Consider the following 18938-nt stretch of genomic DNA (forward strand, 5'->3'; position numbering starts at 1 on the left):
CCGCCGCCCGCGTCGAAGACCTCGGGGGCCGTCCAGGCCCGGCCAAGCGCTTGACCCCCGCCTGCCCGCGCCATATTCCTGAACCCGGTCGGGCCTGTAGCTCAACGGTTAGAGCAGAGCGCTCATAACGCTTTGGTTGCGGGTTCGAATCCTGCCGGGCCTACCAAAACACCGACTTTTCCCAATAAAATCAAAGGCAATGTGGACCACGCTGGCCCACGAACGCCCACCACTTTTCAATGGGTTACAGGGCAAGTGGACCACGATTCCCGGGGGTTCGATGCCGCCGGAGGCCAAGCGGAGAAGATACCAAAGGCGGGCCAACAACGTCCTGGCCCTGAAGGGCCGCGAGGGACTGGCTGCGAGCTGGCGCTTGGCGGGTGATCATTAGCGGCCAGGGGAAGGCGCTGGACGTGCTGGCAATCTGCCCGCGTGGCGGGGTCTACGCTTGCTGGAGGCGATGACCTGCCCCCTGCGGTGTCCGAATCTCGAAGTTAGCCTGTTCCCCAAACGAGCAGACAGATGATGCAGAGCGCGTCAGCCCATCTCCTCCAGGCACGCCCGCGCCCAGGTCGTCGCCTCCGGATCCTGCTCGGCCAGGCCGTTGACCAGGAAGGTCACGCGCTCGGCAATGTATCTTTCCACTTCACGCACCCAATGCGCGGCGTCGGGGTCCATCGCAATGACCTCCCCTACCGCCTGCGGCAAATGCTTCAGGGTCGCCTTGCAAAGGCTCTCGACGCGCCGCAGCGCGGCTGAGGGGCTCAGGCCACAGAGGGCCGCCTCTCGCTGCCAGTGGCGCCCCTTGAAGTAATCGCCGTCCCACTTCGTCGCGAGCGACATCGCCTGCTTGCTGGTGATCTCTGGCCAAAGTTTGCCGCACATCACGTCATAGATCGGCGCCAGGCTGGCCCCGGAGGCCCTGATCATGACCGAATAGTTCTTCGCGTGGGCGTCGGTATTGCAGGCGATGGCGTTGAAGATCACGTAATCGAAGATCGACAACACGCCGCGCAGCGGATCCAGGCTGCGCATGACACGGACCAGATCGCGGACCGTGGGGCCGCGCTGCCCGGTCTCGTTGCGCTCATACTTCGCACTCGGCAGGCGCCCCAGGGCCTGGCACATATCTTCCTGGTGCAGGCGGCGCCAGCTGTCGCCCTGCTGAAGCCGGTCGTAGCGCTGCACCAGAAGATACCGCCGCGCGCCAGCGCGCCCCAGCCGCACCTCGGGGGCGGAAAGCCCCACGAGCTGCGCCAAGCGCAGGCACAGCGCCTCGTTGTAGACCCCGCCCGGCAGGTTCGCGGCATCCGGCTTCAGGATCCAGGTCGACGGCGCCCCGTCGATGGGGATCGCGATCATGCCCTCCTCGCCGACATGCACACCGATCTTGGACTGGACCCCGGCCAGGGACATAGAGACACCATCCTCCCCGACCAGGAATGGCTTCTTCGGCAGTTCCTCGATGATCCGCTCCAGCGCCGCCTCGTCGGGCACCTCCCGAACAGTCATTCGCGCGAAGCCGCGCTCGGCAAAGGAGATTGCCCCAGAGGTATCCCGCCCGATGCTGGCCAGCAGCGCCAGGGGGTCAGCCTGCGAGGCGCCGGTGGCGCGGGCCACCATTTCAAGCTGTTGGCTTTCCGGCAGAAGGTTCGCCACCCAGGGCAGCACCTCGCCTGCGCCATGGTTGGCAACGGCCAGAGGCATCCTTGTAGAGACAGGAAAGGCCCCCTGGAGCCGCTGCCAGTCAGGGGTGTAGGTCAGCGTCGCCGCCCCGTCCCTGCCCGGCGCGATTTCGGCCACGTCCCGGCCTTCGTAGAAGATCTGCATCTCAGTCCTCCAACGGCGGCAAATCGTCGGACGGGTCTGCCAAGGGCGCGTCGGGAAGATCGCTACTGGGGCGCGCGCTCGGCGCGGGCTCGACCATCGGCACGATGCCGAGGAAGCGCGCGATCATCAGGGCCGGGCCGATCCTCAGAGTCGGCTTCCCGTTTTCCATGTCCACGATATAGCGCCGTCCGACGCCGGTCGCGCTGGCCACATCCTCTTGGCGCAGCCCCTGGGCCTTGCGCCTGGCACGGACCATCAGACCGAAACGGCGCGCGTCTTCGACACCGGACTGATCCGGTTGCGCTCTGGCGGACGACTGATCTTCGTTGCGCATCGCAGCACCTCGACGGATTGGCCAGGGAGCGTAACGTTCCCGCTCGGGAACATATGATGCTTTCGGAGCGGCACAAGGCGGAATGTTCCCGCTCGGGAACATCTAAGCGGTCAGTGCGGTATTTTGGCCATATGTTCCCGCTCGGGAACATCGCATAACGTGTGGCTGACGGGAAACGACCACGCGCGCCCCGGCCCGGGCCTCGTTCCACATCAGGCCACGCGACCAAAGACGGCCGCAGGGGCGCTACACACTATAGTACACAAAGCCACTTGCGCGACCTCCAATTTTGTGTATTTATATACACAAAAAGGAGAGGCGATGGAGCTTGAAACAAACTCAAATAAGCTCCTCAAAGTTCTGAAGAAGGAAGGTTTCGAGGTGGTCTCGATAAGAGGTTCCCACCACAAACTACGGAAAGGGGACAAGATCTTGATCCTCCCCCACCCGAAGAAAGACCTGCCACTCGGAACGGTAAGGAGCATCTACAGACAGGCCGGGCTATTGTAGCCCGGTCTTCCCCGCCGCCTCTCTACCCTTGTTTGAATTGAGTTGGAGAAACCCCATGCGATACTACATCGCGCTTGTGCATCACGACGAAGGCAGCGCCTACGGCCTGTCCTTCCCCGACCTTCCAGGCGCCTTTGCCGCCGCTGATAGCTGGGACGAAATCCCCGCTGCGGCGACCCAGGCACTCGATCTTTGGTTCGAAGACCAGCCCGATGTGGAGGGTGCCTCTCTTGACGAGATCCGGCAGCGGCCCGAGGTCGCCGAAGAGCTCGCAGCAGGTGCGTCCCTGATGCCGGTGCCCTACATCCCCGCCGACACCGCGACGGAGCGGGTCAACATCACCCTCGATCGCGGCCTGCTGCGCGCGATCGACGAATTGGCGAAAGCGCGGAAGATGACCCGGTCTTCCTTCCTGGCCTCCGCGGCGCGGCGTGAGCTGGTCGGGGCATAGGCGTTTCGTATGGCTCGTTGCTCTCAGCAACGAGCCATACCGCACGTCATTTTCGCACGATTAAATCTCGCCCCTCACCATCAAGCCGCCACGGACTTTTTCGACCTCACGCCGCGACGTTACCCACATAGGACTTACTATGCATGATCAAAGATTTTCTAGGCGACGTGGCTATTGAAAGAAGAGTGAGAAAAGAGACAACGGAGATTCCCGGCAGCTTCCGACTGCATGTGGAAGCTGACGCGCAAGGCTCACCGATCGGCACCATTTTCTTCTCAGCAGAATTCGGCCAAGCACTACGCATTCATTCCGAACTAGCGGGACCAGGGAAACTACTTCTAAGCGCCAAAATGAGCACCCGCAGTTTCAGATGCGAAGTGCTTGGTGACTCCGATCAGCTTATAGATTTGGGCAGCAATCTCTGGGAGGTTGGGTGCCTGAACATCGAAGAGACAGCCCCCTGACTCTTAGCCGGGGCATTCGGCCTCCCAGGTCGCATTGGTTTTCAGATCCCGCCGCAGGTTCCAGGGCGCATGGGCCGCCCGCCAGTCGATCTCGGCCTGGCTGAAGATCCGCATTTCCTCGACATCGCAGAAGGCCGGGCCGGGGGGGCGGCGGCAGCGGGGCGGGGTCACTCCGCAGGCAGGCGCCAGCGGTCAGGCACAGAACGGCCGAGATCGGAATCGGGAATGCTGTCCAGCGCATGGTCGCGCTCCTTGTCCTGGTGAAGGTCCGCCACCCGGCCGTTGCAGCCGGTCAGCATTGTGTCGAGGGTCTGCGCCCGGGCCTGAAGGCGGGCCACCTCGCCCGCCAGGTGCCAGGCGAGCCCGGCCGCGCCGAGGCAGGCCACCAGGGCGCCCCCGGCCGCATAGGGCAGAAGAAAGCGGATCATGCGCCCAGCCCTTCGCGGCAGAGCGCCCGTTCTGCCTGGCGGCGACGGGTCAGGCCGGTCACCGGACGTAGCACCCCCTGCACCCGGGCCTTGTTCCACATCAGCAGCGCGTCGCAGGCCCCGGCCAGGTCGCCCGCCAGGGCGCGCCGGGACATGGAAGAGCCGCAGAAGGCCCCTGCCCCGATGTTGTAGGCCGCCGAGACGAAGGCGGCGCGGCTCTGGTCCGGCAGCACCTCGGGCAGGCAGGGGCGGATCCGGGTCTCGAAGGCCATCACCTCGGCCAGGAACATCTCGCGGCAGTCCTCGGCCGTGGCCGTGTCGCCCAGGGCCACCCCCTCCGTATGGCCGGTGCAGATGGTCGCGATTCCGACATTGCCCCCGGCCTGCTCCGCGCCGAAAAGCGGCCAGGCCCGCGCCCTGGCCCGAGCCCGCCGCACCGAGGCCGCAGGACCGAAATCCATACGCAGGCGCACTTAAGGCACTTTCAAGACTTATCTTTTTTCGCCCAAATTGCCCTCGAATGGGCCGATTTCCACGGCGCGCGGGTCCAAAAATCGCCATCTTCTGACGGGATAGTGACCCGGAGTTTAGTGCGCCCCCTTGCGGCCCCCCGTGCCGCCAGATCCGCCCGAGAGTGAGGCCAGTGAGCAGAATGCCATTGACCATGACCGATACGATCCTCGTTCCGCCGCTGAAAGTGGTCGTGGCCGATGATGATGCGCTGCAACGCGCCCATGCCTCCGCGCTGCTGCGTTCGCTGGGTTATGACCCCTATGAGGCCGACGACGGGGCCCGCGCGCTGGAACTGGTGCGCGAGCTGGGGGCGCGAATCCTGCTGTGCGACCTCGACATGCCGGCCCTGGACGGCCACGAGCTGGCCCGTCACGTGCGCGCCGACAAGACCGAGCATTACGTGCACATCATCATGGTCACCAGCCAGAGCCAGACCAGCGAGCGCCTGCGCGCCCTGGAGGCCGGGGTGGACGACTTCATGGCCAAGCCGCTGGACCGCGCCAGCCTGACCGCGCGCATCCGCTCGGCCGACCGACTGCTGCGCCACGAGATGCTGCTGGCGGAACGCAACCGCGTGCTGGCCGAGGCCAAGGAACAGATCGAGGCCGATCTACGCGCCGCCGCCTCGGCACAGCGCCGGATGCTGCCCGCGCCCCGGGCGCAGTTGGCCGATTGCACCTTCCATTCCGCCTTCCGCCCCTCGAACATCCTGTCGGGCGACATGTTCGCCTATTACCAGGTGGCGCCGGGCTATACCGGGTTCTATTCCATCGACGTGGCGGGCCACGGCGTCCATGCCTCATTGCTGTCGGTGGCCCTGGGCCATCTGCTGACGGCGGAATATTTCCGCCGCCGCGCCTTCGACGAGGCGGGCAAGCCCGATCCCGCCGCCCTGGTGACGGCCCTGAACGAACGCTTCTTCCGCCAGGACAGCACCGAATATTTCACCATGTTCTGCGGCATCCTGGACCAGACCAGCGGCAGCCTGCACTACTGTCAGGCCGGCGCCCCCTCGCCCATGGCGGTGACCCGCGACGGTGCCACCCGGATGATCGGCGACGGCGGCTTTCCCGTCGCCCTGCTCGACCAGGCCAGCTTCGAGAACCGCTGCGACTGCCTGATGGCGGGCGAATCCCTTGTCGTCTTCTCGGACGGCGCCACCGAGGCCGAAAGCCTGACCGGCGAGCCCTTCGGCGAAGAGCGTTTCCGCGATGTGCTGGTCGCAGCCGCCGCCACCCCCGGTGACATTCCCGGTCACATGGTCGAGGCCCTGACCCGCTGGCGCAGCGGGCGCGCCCTGGAAGACGACCTGACCATTCTCGTTTGCGAAAGGACCCGATAACATGATCAAGTTTCATGCCGACGCCGTCGACGGCCTGGGGGTCGTCGATCCCGGCACCGACCGGCTGACCGCCGCCAATGCCACCACCTTCAAGGATGAGGTGCTGGCCCTGATCGAGGGCGGCGCCAGCCGGCTGGTGATCGACCTGGGCAAGGTCGACTTCATCGATTCCTCGGGCATCGGTGCCCTGGTCGGCCTGCTGAAGCGGATCGGCCACCGGGGTGAGATCGTCGTGTCGGGCCTGACCGACAACGTCCGCCAGATGTTCCGCATCACCCGCATGGACCGCGTCTTTACAAGCCATGACAGCGCCGAGGCGGCGCTGCGGGCACTGAAGGAAAACGCCTAGTGTCGCAGATGTCGCGTCAGATGCGCCCGGAGCTGTCCGAGGTCGATGCGATGGTCGCCGCCCTGATCGACGCGGCGCGCCCCGCCCTGTCCGAGGTCAAGCTGGCGGCCTTCGAGATCGCCATGGCCGAGGCGCTGACCAATGCGGTGCGCTATGGCGTGGCCGCCGGGGCGGAGGCCACCGACCTGGCCGCCCTGCCGCCGATCGAAGTGACCCTGTCGCATCAGCCGCGCGGCGTCGTGGTCGAGATCATTGACGCGGGCGATCAGGGGCCCGACGATCTTTATGCGGACGTGGTGGCCCCCGAAGCGATCGACCTGATGGCCGAAAGCGGCCGGGGCCTGTCGCTGATCCGCCATTGCACTGATGACCTGTCCTTCGAACCCGCCGCCGGGCACAACCGCCTGGTCCTGATCTTCACCCCGGATGTCTCTGCATGATAAGCCTGATGATCGAACCCGGATATCCGATCGCCGCTCTGTCGGTGCTGCTGGCGATCCTGGCGCTGGTCCTTCAGGGCTACGCCTACCGGGCGCGCGGTCGGCGGGTCGAACAGCTGGCCCATGACCTGCAAGAGGCACAGCGCATCGCCCATATCGGCACCGTCCGCTGGGACTTCGTCCGCGACGAGGTGGAATGGAGCGATGAATACGCCCGCCTCATGGGGCTGGAGCCCGGCGGCCGCATGAGCGGTTCGCAGTTCACCGGAATGCTGCTGCCGGAATATGTCGACCGGGTGGTGGCCAGCGAGGAACGCGCGCTGAAGATCTCGGCCAAGACCGGCAAACCGGCGCGGCGCGAGATCGTCTACCGGGTGCGCAGCCGCGACGGGCGCGTCATGGATGTCTCGGCCCTGTCCGAGCTGAAGGCCGACCGCGAGGGCCGCCCCCTCTACATGATCTCGACCATCCGCGACGTCACCGAAGAGCTGGGCCGTCAGTCCGACCTGCGCAAGAGCGAGAACAACCTGGCCGCCGCCCTGCGCGTCGCCGACCTGAGCTGGATGCGCAAGACGCTGAAGGACGGCAAGATCACCTGGTCCGACAGTTTCTACACCCTGACCGGCCGCGCCCCCGAAGAGGGGCCGGTGTCGCTGTCGACCCTGGTCCTGCCCGAAGACCTGCCCATCTACCGCGATGCGCTGGCCCGGATGCGGGCCGCGGGCACGGCGGATGATCCCAATCACACCCGCCTGTCCCTGCGCCTGATCCGCGCCAATGGCGACCAGATCCACGCCCAGGTGGAACTGGAAATCGCCCATGATTCCGATGGCGAACCCGAGACCCTGTCGGCGGTGATCCGCGACGTGACCGAGGATGTGAAACGCGAAGAGGCCCTGCATGATGCGGTGGCCGCCGCCGAACACGCCAATGCCTCGAAATCCGAATTCCTGGCGGTGATCAGCCACGAGCTGCGCACCCCGATGAATGGTGTGCTGGGGATGCTGGGCGCGCTGAACGAAACCCAGCTGGACGCCGCGCAGCGCGAACAGGTGCAGATCGCGCGCAACTCGGCCAACTCGCTTCTGGTGATCCTGAACGACATCCTGGATGCCTCGAAGATCGAGGCGGGCCGGATGCAGATCGAAGAGGAATCCTTCGAGCTGAACGGCATGGTGCGGTCGGTGATCCACCTTTACGCGCAACGCGCCCTGGAAAAGCGCATCACCCTGGACAGCCGCATCGACGCGGGCATTCCGCCCTGGATCCGCGCCGACAGCGGGCGCATCCGGCAGATCCTGGCGAACCTGGTCAGCAATGCGATCAAGTTCACCGAGACCGGCCATGTCATGCTTTATATCAGCGCCCTGCCCGGCGCCCCGGGCGCGCCGCTGCGCCTGCGCTTCCGGGTCGAGGACACCGGCGCGGGCATCCCCGAGGAATACCATTCCCGCGTCTTCGGACGCTTCGAACAGCTGGGCGCCTCGGGCAACAACCGCCGCATGGGCACCGGGCTGGGCCTGTCGATCAGCCAAAGCCTGGCGGAACTGATGGGCGGCGACATGGGCTTTGACAGCACCGAGGGTCAGGGCTCGACCTTCTGGCTGGACCTGCCGGTGAAACCGGCCGAGAACGCCCTGGAACGCGGCAGCGACGGGGCCGACGAGGATGTCTGCGACCTGCCGCACTTGCGGATCCTGGTGGCCGAGGACAACAGCACCAATCAGCTGGTCGCCCGTTCGATGCTGGAACGGCTGGGGCAGAACGTGGACCTTGTGGTCAACGGCGCCGAGGCCGTCGAGGCGGTGCAGAAGTTCGACTATGACCTGGTGCTGATGGATGTCTCGATGCCGGTCATGGACGGGCCGACCGCGATGCAGCAGATCCGCGCATTGGGCACCGACACCAGCCGTATTCCGATCCTGGCGCTGACTGCGCACGCAGGGGACGACCAGGTCGCCTTTTACCTGAAGGCCGGGTTCAACGAAGTCTTGACCAAGCCGATCCTGAAACCCGAACTGGAACGGGCGCTGGATCGCTGGAAGCTGTTCGCGCAGCAGAAGAACGGCGCAGAGCCCGCAGTCGAGGTAGAGGTCGAGATGAGCGAAGACGGCAAGGAAGAGGTGACCACCGCGGCGCTGAGCCTGATGCGCCCAACCGCCGCCTCGGAGTTCTGCGATGCCGAGGCGCTGACCGAAAAGCTGGTCGAGATGCGCCGCGATTTCGGCGCCGACACCACCAAGGGGATCCTGAAGGCCACGGTGTCCGACCTGTCGCGCCACATCACCGCCCTGGAAGAGCAGATCGCCGCCCCCGTCGAAGAGGCGGACCGTACCGTGCTCTACCGCAGCTTTCATTCCCTGGTCGGCATCGCGGCGACCCTGGGCTGTGGCAAGATGACCAACCATTGCCGGTTGCTGGAATCCCTGCCCGACGCGCGCAACGATGCGCCGGAACTGGTGCAGAACCTGTTGGATCAGGTGCGCTTCATGCGCGACGACGTGGCCGATCTGGCCGAAGAGAAAAGGAACCCGAAATGCGCCTGACGCGTCTCCCCGCGCGCCCGACCCTGCGGTCCTTCTCTGCCCTGGCCCCGGCCCTGACCGTGGCCACCCTGGCCCTGTCGGCCCTGGCGCCCCAGGCCCGCGCCCAGGAGGGCAGCGCCGCCACCACCGGCCCGCTGCCGCAAAGCCTGGCGCCGCTGATCGCTCCGCCCCCCGCAGACACCGCCGCCCCGGCCCCGGTCGAGACGCACCCGCGCCCCTTTGGCCGCCACGGCCCGCTGACGGATCGCGAGATGGAGATGGCGCGCACCGCCTGGTCCTATTTCGTCGAACGCTATCAGCCCGACACCGGGCTGGTGAATGCCGTCGGCTCTTACCCGTCGACCACGCTGTGGGACACCGCGTCCTATATCTCGGGGCTGGTCTCGGCCTATGAGCTCGGCATCATCGACAAGCGCACCTTCGACACCCGCGCGACCAAGCTGATCCGCACCCTGCGCAACCTCGACCTGTTCCGGGGCGAGGCGCCCAACAAGGTCTACAACACCCAGACCGGCGAGAAGGTGAACTATGCCAACCAGCCGGGCGAAGTGGGCTATTCGGTGCTGGACATGGGCCGGATGCTGGTGTGGCTGCGCATCCTGAAGGAACGCTATCCCTACCTGGCCAATGGCGTGGACAACGTGCCGATGCGCTGGAACTTCTGCAATATCGTCAATGACGACGGCCGCCTCTTCGGCTCGCTGGTGCGGGGCGACGGCGAAACCCGCTATGTGCAAGAGGGGCGCCTTGGCTACGAGGAATACGCCGCCAAGGGCTTTGCCCTGTGGGGGTTCGACGTGACCGCCGCGCTGGATCCGCAGCCGATGGCCTACACCCGCATCTACGACATCGACATTCCCTATGACGGCCGCGATCCGCGGGTCTTCCACAACCAGAACTACGTGCTGACCGAAAGCTATCTGCTGGACGGCATCGAGCTGGGCTGGGACCTGCCGGTGGCCGATCCCGCCGGGCCGGGCAATGCCAGCCACGGCTGGCGCGCCGAGTTCGCCCATCGCATCTTCGAGGTGCAAAAGCGCCGCTTCGAGGCCACCGGCGTGATCACCGCGCGGTCCGAGCACCAGGTGGATGGCAAGCCCTACTTCGTCTACGACAGCATCTTTGCCGACGGCTACGCCTGGAACACCCTGGATCCATCCGACACCTATCAGCCCGACCGCGCCGCCGTCGCCGCCAAGGCCGCCATCGGCATGTGGGCCCTGTGGGAAGACGACTATACCGACCTTCTGTTCGAAACCGTGGCCGATCTGTCCGAGGCCGAGGGCGGCTTCTACGAAGGGCTCTACGAGAACGGCAACGGCTTCATCCCGCTGCAAACCGCCAACAACAACGGCATCATCCTGGCGGCGCTGCTCTACAAGGCGCAGGGGCCGGTGCTGCAATATGCCAATGACAACACCAGCTACTGGGATACCGCCTGGGCCGGGACCGACATCCGCGCCAACAAGTGCCTGCCCGAGAAGATGGTGCAAGAGATCGAGTGCTGCACCTGCGCCGACCTGCCCCGGCCCCGCCCGGCGGTTGCCGCCACCGACTTCCTGTTCTGCCGCCCCGTGGATGGCCCCTACGGGCTGGGCGCGACGGAATGTTCGACCACCGAACAGACCTTCGCCAAGCCCGAGCCGCGCCAGATCCTGCCGCAGGCCTGCCGCGTGCCCTGGGGCCAGTGATGAGCGCTGCCGGTAAACCCAGACTTGTCTGGTTCGACGCCAACCGCGTCTGCGCCGCCATGGGCGTGGTGCTGATCCATTCCACCACCGACTTTTCCGGCCAGCCCTTCCCCGATGCCACCGTCGCCGAACGCACCGTGCCGGTTCTGCTGCGTTCGCTGGGCGAGTTCTCGGGCTCGGAGATGTTCTTCTTCTTCTCGCTCTTCCTGATGGCCATGCGGGTGGACCGGAACCGCCCGCCCTACCGTCAGGCCATCGCCACCCAGGCGGAACGGCTGCTGGTGCCCTTCGTCTTCTGGACGATCTTCTATGCCCTCTTCCGCCTCGTGAAGGCCTATGCCTTTCACTACGAGGACTGGTATCTGGGCCAGCTGAGCCAGACCAGCGTCTGGGTCTCTTACTTCCTGCTGGGCAAGTCGCAGTATCACATGCACTTTCTGCCCACGCTTTTTGCCATCTTCCTGTTCTTCCCGGTAATGCGCCTGGCCTGGCGCTATCCGCTGATGGGTCTGCTGCTGTTTGCCACCCTGGGCGCGATGGACCATGTGCAGGGCTGGCTGTGGTCGCTGGATATCTCGCCGCTCGCCCGCGACTACCTGGTGCGCATCACCAAGGTCTGGGGCTATGTGGGCTATGGCTTCGCCGCCTTCGCCCTCTACTCGCTGTGGAGCGACGGCATCCCCCGCGGCGAGTCCAAGCTGATCCGGCGCGGCGCGCTTTACTTCGCCTCGATGGCCTATCTGGCCACTCTGCCCTTCTTCGGCACCGCGCTGTTCGAGGGCCATTGGGGGGTCCGCAGCGGCTGGGACTACTACGGCCATTTCCTGATGCCGATCTTCATGTTCGCCCTCTTCATGGGCGGGCAATTCGCCGACTGGTCGCCGCGCTGGTCGCAGCTGGCGAAATACACCTTCGGGGTCTACCTGGTGCACCCGGCGGTGATCGACCTGTTCGACATCGCCGTGGCCAAGACAGGCCTGGCCGATCTGCTGACGCCCGCGCTGCTGGTGCTGCTGCGCTATGCGGTGGCCCTGCCCTGCGCCTTCGCCCTGGCCATGGGGTTTGAAAAGCTGCGCGTCCTGGCCTGGACCATCGGCCTGGGTCCCGCCCCCTGGAAATGGGCCCGCAAGGGCGCTGCCGCGCAGACGAAGGGCTGAGCCATGGATGACTATTTCCGCGCCTTCGAAGACCGGCGCCCGCCCGAGCCGCTGCCCTATTCGCCCGCCCGCGAAATGCTGTGGCAGTTCCTGGCCACCCTCGCGCTGGTGGTGGGCGCCTGGTACATCTGGTGGCGCTGGACGGCCTCGCTGAACCCCGATGCGATGTGGTTCGCCCTGCCGCTGGTGCTGGCCGAAACCTTCGCCTACCTGGGGCTGATCCTCTTCGTCTACAACCTGTGGCAGGACCAGCCGATCAAGATCGCAGAGCCGCCCGCGCGGGTCTCGGACATCGACCCGACCTCGCCCGAAGGCGACCGGCCCCTGGCCATCGACATCCTCTTCGCCACCTACAACGAGGAACCCGAGCTGGTGCGCCTGGGCATCCATGACGCCAAGGCGATGGACTATCCCCACCCGATCACCGTCAAGATCCACGTGCTGGACGACGGCAAACGCCCGGCGATGCGCGCCGTGGCCGAGGACGAGGGGGTGGGCTATATCACCCGCGAGACCAACGAGGGTTTCAAGGCCGGCAACCTGCGCAACGCGATGGAGCAGACGAGCGGAGACCTGATCGTCATCTGCGACGCCGACACCCGCCCCTTCCCCACGCTGCTGGCCCGCACCCTGGGCTATTTCCGCGACCCCAAGATGGCCTGGGTGCAGACCCCGCAATGGTTCTACGACCTGCCCGAGGGTGAGAGGCTGCACGCCGCGCTTGGCCGCCGCCTGGGTCTTCTGGGCCGCCTGACGGGACGCGCCGTCGAAGGGGTTCTGGGCGAGATCCGCCTGGGCGAGGATCCCTTCGTCAACGATCCCAAGATGTTCTACGACATCATCCAGCGGCGCCGGAACCCGGCCAATGCCTCCTTCTGCTGCGGCGCGGGCTCGATCCACCGGCGCGAGGCGGTGATGGAAGCGGCGCTGCGCAAGTTCGGCGAAAGCGTCGAACGCCGGGTCATCGCCGCCGAGGAAGAGATCACCCTGGAAAGCCGCGAAAACCGCGTCTCGCCCGAGCTGATGGAGGCGCTGCGCACCGCCGCCGTCACCGAAGAGGTGCTGACCCCCTACAAGTTCCACGTCTCGGAAGACATCTATACCTCGATCGTGCTTCATTCCGACCGCGAGCGCGGCTGGAAGTCCTTTCAGCACCCCTATGTCGAAAGCAAGATGCTGTCGCCGCAGGACCTGCTGACCTGGACCATCCAGCGCTACAAATACGCCGGCGGCAGCCTGGACATCCTGATCCACGACAACCCGCTGTTCCGAAAGGGCCTGACCTTCGCCCAGCGGATGATGTACGGGGCCACCTTCTACAGCTACCTCGGCTCGATCTGGAACGTGGTCTTCCTCTTTGCGCCCATCGTCTACCTCTTCACCGGCATCGCCCCCGTCTCGGCCTATTCCAACGACTTCTTCGCCCATGTGATCCCCTTCCTGGTGTCGCTGGAACTGGCCATGATGGTGGGCACCTGGGGCATCGCGGGCTATGCGGCCAAGGCCAGTTACCTGTCCTTCTTCCCCCTGGGGCTGAAGGCGATCTGGACAGTGCTGCGGGGCGAGAAGATTTCCTTCACCGTGACGCCGAAGGACCGCAACGCCGATACCTTCCTGCGGCTGGTAAAACCGCAGATGGCGGTGCTGATCCTGACCGCCCTGGGCGGGCTTTGGGGCGCCGGTGCCCTGTGGCTGGGCAGCACCCCGCACAGCCTGACCGGGGTCGTCACCAACTGCCTGTGGGGGCTGAACAACTGCGTCGCCATGTGGGGCATGATCGCCGCCGCCCTGTGGCAGCCGCCCGAAACCGCCGCCGACACCGACCAGCCCCCCCTGATGACCGCCGAGGAGACCCCGACGTGAGCTTCCGCCAGAACCTGACCCGCGCGCGCGGTCACATCGTCTTTCTCGTGGCCCTGGTCTGCGGCCTGCTGCTGGTGCTGAAGCTGGAGAAGATCGGCGAGCCACCCGCCGCCGTCGCCGCTGCCACCCCCGCCGCGTCCCAGGCCGCCCTGGCCCCTGCGCCCGAGGATCCGATGTTGCCCTTCGAAACCCTTGATCCGCTGCCCCTGCGCCAGCCCGCGCCCCTGTCCGACACCGATCTGGGCTATGCCCGCATCGCCTGGACCTATTTCCAGAACAACACCAACGAGGCCACGGGCCTGGTCAACTCGGTCGACAACTACCCCTCGACCACCATGTGGGAGACCGGTTCCTACCTGGTGGCAATCCTGTCGGCCGAACGGCTGGCGCTGATCACCCCGGAAGAGGCGCGCGGTCGCATCACCCGCGTCCTCGACAGCCTGGCCGCGCTGCGGCTCTTTGACGACACCCTGCCCAACAAGGCCTATCACGCCCGCTCGCTGGAGCTGGTGAACTATGCCAACGAGCCGGTCGAGCTGGGCCTGGGCTGGTCGGCGCTGGACATCGCGCGGGTGGTGGCCACCCTGGGGCTGGTGGAACGCAACCACCCCGAACTGGCCCCCCGGGTCGAGGCCCTGGTGGACAGCTGGGCCCTGGACCAGATGGTCGCGGACGGCGAATTGATGGGGATGAACGTGGTCGAGGGCGCGCCGCGCCCCAACCAGGAAGGCCGCGTCGGCTATGAACAATATGCCGCCAAGGGGATGATGCTCTTCGGCTTCGACACCTACCGCGCCTATGACGTGCGCCCCAACCTGATGGTGCAAGAGGTCAACGGCCAGCCCATCCCGGTGGACACGCGGATGCACCGCAATGTCACCCCGGCCTTCGTGGTCAGCGAACCCTATCTTTTCGACGGGCTGGAATTCGGCTTTGATGCCCGCTCGCACCGTTTCGCCACGGCCATCTACCTGGCCCAGGAGGCGCGCCATGCCGAGACCGGCCAGTTCACCGCCGTCACCGAAAGCCACCTGAACGCGCCCCCCTATTTCGCCTATTCCACCGTCTGGGGCGGGGGCGCGCCCTGGGCCGTGCTGACCTTTCAGGGCGAGCGGATCGACAGCAAACGCACCGTAGCGACCAAGGCCGCCTTCGGCTGGGACGCCCTTTTCGGCACCGACTATACCGCGGCGCTGGTGGCCGAGCTGGCCGCGACGGCGGATCCGGCCAAGGGCTGGCCCGAAGGGATCTATGAACAGACCGGCGCGGTGAACACCTCGACCACCACCAACACCAATGCGGTGGTGCTGGCAGCGCTGTCGTTCAAGGCCACCGGCCCCCTGATGCGGGACCCTGAATGAGCGCCTCTGGTCTGTCCCCCCGCCCCCGTTCCCGCGCAGGCGCGATCCTCTTTGCCGCTCTGACCCTGCTGCCCGCCCCGCTGCTGGCCCAGCCCTGCGTCGGCCCGGCCTTCGACCGCCCCCTGCCCGGCGCCGAGGATGTGGAACGGCGCTTTGCCGATGTGCCCTCGGCTCGCTATCCCGGCCTCTGGCAAGAGGGGCGCGTCGCGGGGTTCACCTACCGGCTTTTCATGGATCTGACCGCCGAGCTGAGCGACGGCAGCGCCCGGCCCGACTGGCAGGTCTTCCTGACCTGCGACGCCGCGGCGGGCACCTGCGCCGAAAGCTTTGACGGGCTGGCGCCGGTCGCGGCCTCGCGCACGGCCCAGGTGCTGGGCCGCTGCCTTCTGGGCGAGGCGATCACGGCGGCGGACTTCGCCGCGCCGGAAAGCCTGCGCCCGGCGACCGGCCTGCCGCCCGGCACCGGCCTTTATCGCGACAACGACCGCGCCGAGAACCCCGCCGCGGGCCTGGCCGCCGCCGCCGCACTGGGGGCACAGCGCAATCCCGACGCCGGAACCGCCTCGGCGATCATCCCCGCCGCGCCCGAGGACGACCGCCCCCTGGCGTTCGGCGCCGCCGATCCGGTGGCCCCGCCGCCGCAGGACACCGGCCGCCTGGGGCCCAACCTGCTGCCCTCGGGCCAATGCGGACTGTCGGCGGTGGATGGCGGCAGCTCTCCGGTGATGACGCTGCAACGGCTGTTGCAAGAGGGCGATTTCGGCCCAGGCCCGGCGGATGGGATGATGGGGCCGATGACCCGCCAGGCGCTGGTCCGCGCCCTGGGCGCCGAGGCCGCCGGGCTAGACGTGGCCCAGGCCATCGCCGCCCTTGACCGGCTGCTGTGCGAAGCCCCGGCAGAGGATGCAGCGGAGTAGGTCCACCCCTGCCCCGCAGGGGCAAAGGCCCCGAGGGTGCGGCCTGCCCCCTCAGCCCTCGGCCAACAGCGTCTCCATCAGCTGCCATCCCGGCCCGGGGCGCCTGTCATCCAGGTCGAAGCCGAACCAGCGGCCGCCCCCGCCGGGGCCCTGGTCATGGCGGCGGTCGATCCCCAGACCTGCCAGCGCGCAGTAAAGAAGCGTGCCAACCGCCCCATGCCCGACCAGCAGGACGTCGCCCGGCTGCGGACCCTCCAGACAGGCCGTGATGGCGGCCAGGATACGGGCCTGCGCCGCCTCTGCGGTTTCCCAGCCGCGCACGCTGATCCCCGGCTCGGCAAAGAACTGATCGGCCACGGCCTCGAACTCCGCTGGCGGCAGAAAGCCCGTGGCGCTGCGGTCGTTCTCGTGCATGTCGGGCAGGATTTCCAGCGGCACGCCCAGCTCCAGCGCCAGGGGCGAGGCGGTCTCGATCGCCTTCGTCTCATAGCTGCTGATCACCCGGGCGGTGCGCGACAGCGCGCCCAACCCTGCGGCCACCCCCTCGGCCAGCGCCCGCACCCGCGCCCGCCCGGTGGGGTTCAGCGACCAGCGGCCGACCTCTTGCTGCGGATCGACCAGAACCTGCGGGTGGGTCAGATAGCGAACGGTGACAGGCATCCGGGATCCATCGGTGAGCGTGGCGTGTTTTGCCGCCACCCTCGCCCCAGGGCCGCCGATGGTCAACGGCCCTTCGCCGCCTTTGCCCCCCGCCAAAGCAAACAGCCCCCGAACCGGCGTTCGGGGGCTGCTGTTTGTCGTGGATGGGGCGCGGGCCTCAGCGCCCGGCCACCCCCGGCAGCCACAGCGCCAGCTGCGGGAAGATCCCCACGGCCAGCAGCGCCGCCACCTGCATCAGCACGAAGGGCACGGCGCCCTTGTAGACCTCGGTGATCGAGGCCCCGGGCACCGAAGAGCGCAGGTAGAACAGCGCCATGCCCACGGGGGGTGTCAGGAAGGAGGTTTGCAGGCAGATCGCCAGCAGGATCGCCACCCAGACCGGATCAAAGCCGAAGCTGGTCAGGATCGGCATCACCAGCGGCGCCACGATCAGCACGATCTCCATCCAGTCCAGGAAGAAGCCCAGCAGGAAGACGATGAAGATCACGAAGGCCAGCACCCCATGGGGGCCAAGCGGCAGGGCGTGCAGCGCCGCCTCGATCGTTTCGTCGCCGCCATAGCCGCGCAGCACCACCGAGAAGCAGGAAGCGCCGAAGATCAGCATGTAGAGGAAGGCACTGGTGCGCCCCGTATCATAGCAGACCTCGCGGAAGGACTCGCGGTTCAGCTTGCCGTTCAGCGCTGCCAGCAGGGTGGCGCCTGCCGCGCCGATACCCGCCGCTTCGGTCGGCGAGGCGATGCCCGCGACGATCGAGCCCAGCACCGCCAGCACCAGGGCCAGCGGCGCGAAAAGGGCGCCGGTGAACTCGGCCAGGGCCTTCATCGGCGGCAGTTTCGCCCCCTCGCGCTGATAGCGCGGCATGGCGCGCGGCGCGACGATGGCGGTGACCACGATGAACAGGATGAACAGCAGCGCCAGCCCCGCCCCCGGCACGATGGCCCCCATGAAGAGGTCCCCCACCGGAATGCGCAGCTGATCGCCCATGACAACCAGCATGATCGACGGCGGGATCAGGATCCCCAGACAGCCGGTGGCGCCGACGATGCCAAGGCTGATCGAGCGGTTGTACCCGGCCTGGAACATGGTTGGCACGGCGATGGTGGCCAGCAGCACCACCGAGGCGCCGATGATGCCGGTCGAGGCCGCCAGGACCACGCCGATGGCCACCACGGAAATGGCCAGGCCCCCGGGCGCCGGGCCCAGCAGGCCGCGCATCGCCTTCAGCAGCCGTTCGGCCACGCCCGAGCGGTCCAGCATGAAGCCCATGAAGATGAACATCGACATGGGGATCAGCGAATAGCTTGAGATCGTGTCGAAGACGCGGTTGGCGACAAAGCCCACCATGCGCAGCTCGGCCACATCGGCGATGTTCAGCGGCTCGATCAGCGTGCCGAGGGCGGCGAAAAGAACCCCCACGCCGCCCAGCACGAAGGCCACCGGGTAGCCCGAGAACAAGATCGCCATGAAGGTGGAGAAGAACAGGAAGATAAAGAGCGCATCCATGTCAGCGGGCCTCCGACCAGGCGGTGCCGAGGCGTTGCAGGCTGCGGATCAGGATCGACACGCCCTGAAGGGCCAGCAGGGTCATGCCTGCGGCCATGACGCCCTTGATGATATAGCGCGCGGGCAGCCCCGAGGGCATGGGCGAACCTTCCTTCAGCGCCCAGGAGAAAGAGAAGATCTTCCAGGCGTGCCAGGACACGAGGCCCGCGAAGGGCAGCAGCAGGAAGATCACCCCCAGCACCTCGACCAGGGCCTGGGTGCGCGGGCGCATCCGCGCGTGCAGCACGTCGACGCGCACATGGGTGTCGGTCTGATAGGCCCAGGCCAGGCAGGACATGACGACCAGGGCGTTGAGGTGCCATTGCAGCTCTTCCAGCTCGATCATGCCGATGTTGAAGACGTAGCGCAGGATGACGTTCAGAAGGATGGTGGCGACCAGCAGCGGCAGAACGAAAGAACCGGCCTTGCCGGTCAGTTCCGCCACCCGGTCGATGAAGCGGGTCAGCGAGGAAAACATTGGGGAGGGTCCCGGAAAGTCAGTGGGCGGGCCCGAAGGCCCGCCCGTCGTGAGTGGCGCG

General features: G+C 66.7%; 20 protein-coding genes and 1 tRNA gene. 13 read left to right on the forward strand and 8 right to left on the reverse strand.

Going from position 1 to position 18938, the window contains the following annotated elements:
• Positions 1-90: 90 nt before the first annotated feature.
• A tRNA-Ile gene (locus ACRARE_RS13270) sits at positions 91-166 on the forward strand.
• A 371-nt stretch (positions 167-537) separates the two neighbouring features.
• Here the strand turns inward: ACRARE_RS13270 and ACRARE_RS13275 are convergent.
• Both ACRARE_RS13275 and ACRARE_RS13280 read right to left on the reverse strand, forming a co-directional pair.
• On the reverse strand, positions 538-1830 hold the full coding sequence (locus ACRARE_RS13275; RefSeq protein WP_432656927.1) for a HipA domain-containing protein: 1293 nt from the start codon (positions 1828-1830) through the stop codon (positions 538-540).
• 1 nt (position 1831) lies between these two features.
• On the reverse strand, positions 1832-2164 hold the full coding sequence (locus ACRARE_RS13280; protein ID WP_432656928.1) for a helix-turn-helix domain-containing protein: 333 nt from the start codon (positions 2162-2164) through the stop codon (positions 1832-1834).
• A 321-nt stretch (positions 2165-2485) separates the two neighbouring features.
• Between ACRARE_RS13280 and ACRARE_RS13285 the strand changes: the two genes are divergently transcribed.
• The 3 genes from ACRARE_RS13285 to ACRARE_RS13295 all read left to right on the forward strand — a co-directional run bounded on the left by ACRARE_RS13285 (position 2486) and on the right by ACRARE_RS13295 (position 3589).
• Positions 2486-2674, forward strand: a complete 189-nt coding sequence (locus tag ACRARE_RS13285) for a type II toxin-antitoxin system HicA family toxin (RefSeq protein ID WP_432656929.1) — start codon at positions 2486-2488, stop codon at positions 2672-2674.
• Positions 2675-2729: 55 nt separating this feature from the next.
• Positions 2730-3125, forward strand: a complete 396-nt coding sequence (locus ACRARE_RS13290; RefSeq protein ID WP_432656930.1) for a type II toxin-antitoxin system HicB family antitoxin — start codon at positions 2730-2732, stop codon at positions 3123-3125.
• 143 nt (positions 3126-3268) lie between these two features.
• Positions 3269-3589, forward strand: coding sequence for a hypothetical protein (locus ACRARE_RS13295; protein ID WP_432656931.1), 321 nt, complete (start codon positions 3269-3271; stop codon positions 3587-3589).
• A 3-nt stretch (positions 3590-3592) separates the two neighbouring features.
• On the opposite strand, the gene ACRARE_RS13300 is transcribed toward ACRARE_RS13295, so the two are convergent.
• From ACRARE_RS13300 to ACRARE_RS13310, 3 genes are read right to left on the reverse strand one after another with little or no spacing between them, the layout of a single operon-like run.
• Positions 3593-3760: a hypothetical protein gene (locus ACRARE_RS13300; RefSeq protein ID WP_432656932.1), complete on the reverse strand. Its 168-nt coding sequence runs from the start codon at positions 3758-3760 to the stop codon at positions 3593-3595.
• Positions 3757-4017, reverse strand: coding sequence for a hypothetical protein (locus tag ACRARE_RS13305; protein WP_432656933.1), 261 nt, complete (start codon positions 4015-4017; stop codon positions 3757-3759). The genes ACRARE_RS13300 and ACRARE_RS13305 overlap by 4 nt, the downstream gene beginning before the upstream one ends.
• Positions 4014-4490 carry a lysozyme gene (locus ACRARE_RS13310; protein WP_432656934.1) on the reverse strand — a complete coding sequence of 159 codons (477 nt, stop codon included), beginning with the start codon at positions 4488-4490 and terminating at the stop codon, positions 4014-4016. The genes ACRARE_RS13305 and ACRARE_RS13310 overlap by 4 nt, the downstream gene beginning before the upstream one ends.
• A 191-nt stretch (positions 4491-4681) precedes the next feature.
• On the opposite strand from ACRARE_RS13310, the gene ACRARE_RS13315 reads away from it, so the two are divergent.
• The 9 genes from ACRARE_RS13315 to ACRARE_RS13355 are packed head-to-tail and all read left to right on the forward strand — an operon-like array spanning position 4682 to position 16196.
• Entirely contained in the window at positions 4682-5872 is a 1191-nt protein-coding gene (locus tag ACRARE_RS13315; protein WP_432656935.1) for a PP2C family protein-serine/threonine phosphatase, read from the forward strand.
• A 1-nt stretch (position 5873) separates the two neighbouring features.
• Positions 5874-6221 carry an STAS domain-containing protein gene (locus ACRARE_RS13320; RefSeq protein WP_432656936.1) on the forward strand — a complete coding sequence of 116 codons (348 nt, stop codon included), beginning with the start codon at positions 5874-5876 and terminating at the stop codon, positions 6219-6221.
• Between the two features lie 8 nt (positions 6222-6229).
• Positions 6230-6661, forward strand: a complete 432-nt coding sequence (locus tag ACRARE_RS13325) for an ATP-binding protein (protein WP_432657244.1) — start codon at positions 6230-6232, stop codon at positions 6659-6661.
• 8 nt (positions 6662-6669) lie between these two features.
• Positions 6670-9207, forward strand: coding sequence for a hybrid sensor histidine kinase/response regulator (locus ACRARE_RS13330; protein WP_432656937.1), 2538 nt, complete (start codon positions 6670-6672; stop codon positions 9205-9207).
• Positions 9198-10898 carry a DUF3131 domain-containing protein gene (locus tag ACRARE_RS13335; RefSeq protein ID WP_432656938.1) on the forward strand — a complete coding sequence of 567 codons (1701 nt, stop codon included), beginning with the start codon at positions 9198-9200 and terminating at the stop codon, positions 10896-10898. The genes ACRARE_RS13330 and ACRARE_RS13335 overlap by 10 nt, the downstream gene beginning before the upstream one ends.
• Positions 10898-12055: an acyltransferase gene (locus ACRARE_RS13340; RefSeq protein WP_432656939.1), complete on the forward strand. Its 1158-nt coding sequence runs from the start codon at positions 10898-10900 to the stop codon at positions 12053-12055. The genes ACRARE_RS13335 and ACRARE_RS13340 overlap by 1 nt, the downstream gene beginning before the upstream one ends.
• A gap of 3 nt (positions 12056-12058) precedes the next feature.
• Positions 12059-13918 (forward strand): glycosyltransferase family 2 protein, encoded by a 1860-nt coding sequence (locus ACRARE_RS13345; protein ID WP_432656940.1) that lies wholly within the window; start codon positions 12059-12061, stop codon positions 13916-13918.
• Positions 13915-15279 carry a DUF3131 domain-containing protein gene (locus ACRARE_RS13350; RefSeq protein ID WP_432656941.1) on the forward strand — a complete coding sequence of 455 codons (1365 nt, stop codon included), beginning with the start codon at positions 13915-13917 and terminating at the stop codon, positions 15277-15279. Before ACRARE_RS13345 ends, ACRARE_RS13350 begins: the two co-directional genes overlap by 4 nt.
• Positions 15276-16196, forward strand: coding sequence for a peptidoglycan-binding domain-containing protein (locus tag ACRARE_RS13355; RefSeq protein WP_432656942.1), 921 nt, complete (start codon positions 15276-15278; stop codon positions 16194-16196). Before ACRARE_RS13350 ends, ACRARE_RS13355 begins: the two co-directional genes overlap by 4 nt.
• 51 nt (positions 16197-16247) lie before the next feature.
• On the opposite strand, the gene ACRARE_RS13360 is transcribed toward ACRARE_RS13355, so the two are convergent.
• The 3 genes from ACRARE_RS13360 to ACRARE_RS13370 all read right to left on the reverse strand — a co-directional run bounded on the left by ACRARE_RS13360 (position 16248) and on the right by ACRARE_RS13370 (position 18877).
• On the reverse strand, positions 16248-16856 hold the full coding sequence (locus ACRARE_RS13360; protein ID WP_432656943.1) for a histidine phosphatase family protein: 609 nt from the start codon (positions 16854-16856) through the stop codon (positions 16248-16250).
• A 157-nt stretch (positions 16857-17013) separates the two neighbouring features.
• Positions 17014-18360: a TRAP transporter large permease gene (locus ACRARE_RS13365; protein WP_432656944.1), complete on the reverse strand. Its 1347-nt coding sequence runs from the start codon at positions 18358-18360 to the stop codon at positions 17014-17016.
• A gap of 1 nt (position 18361) precedes the next feature.
• On the reverse strand, positions 18362-18877 hold the full coding sequence (locus ACRARE_RS13370; RefSeq protein ID WP_432656945.1) for a TRAP transporter small permease subunit: 516 nt from the start codon (positions 18875-18877) through the stop codon (positions 18362-18364).
• Positions 18878-18938: the final 61 nt, after the last annotated feature.

The organism is Pseudooceanicola aquaeponti (assembly GCF_050897975.1).
In the GTDB taxonomy this organism is placed as follows: domain Bacteria; phylum Pseudomonadota; class Alphaproteobacteria; order Rhodobacterales; family Rhodobacteraceae; genus Pseudooceanicola.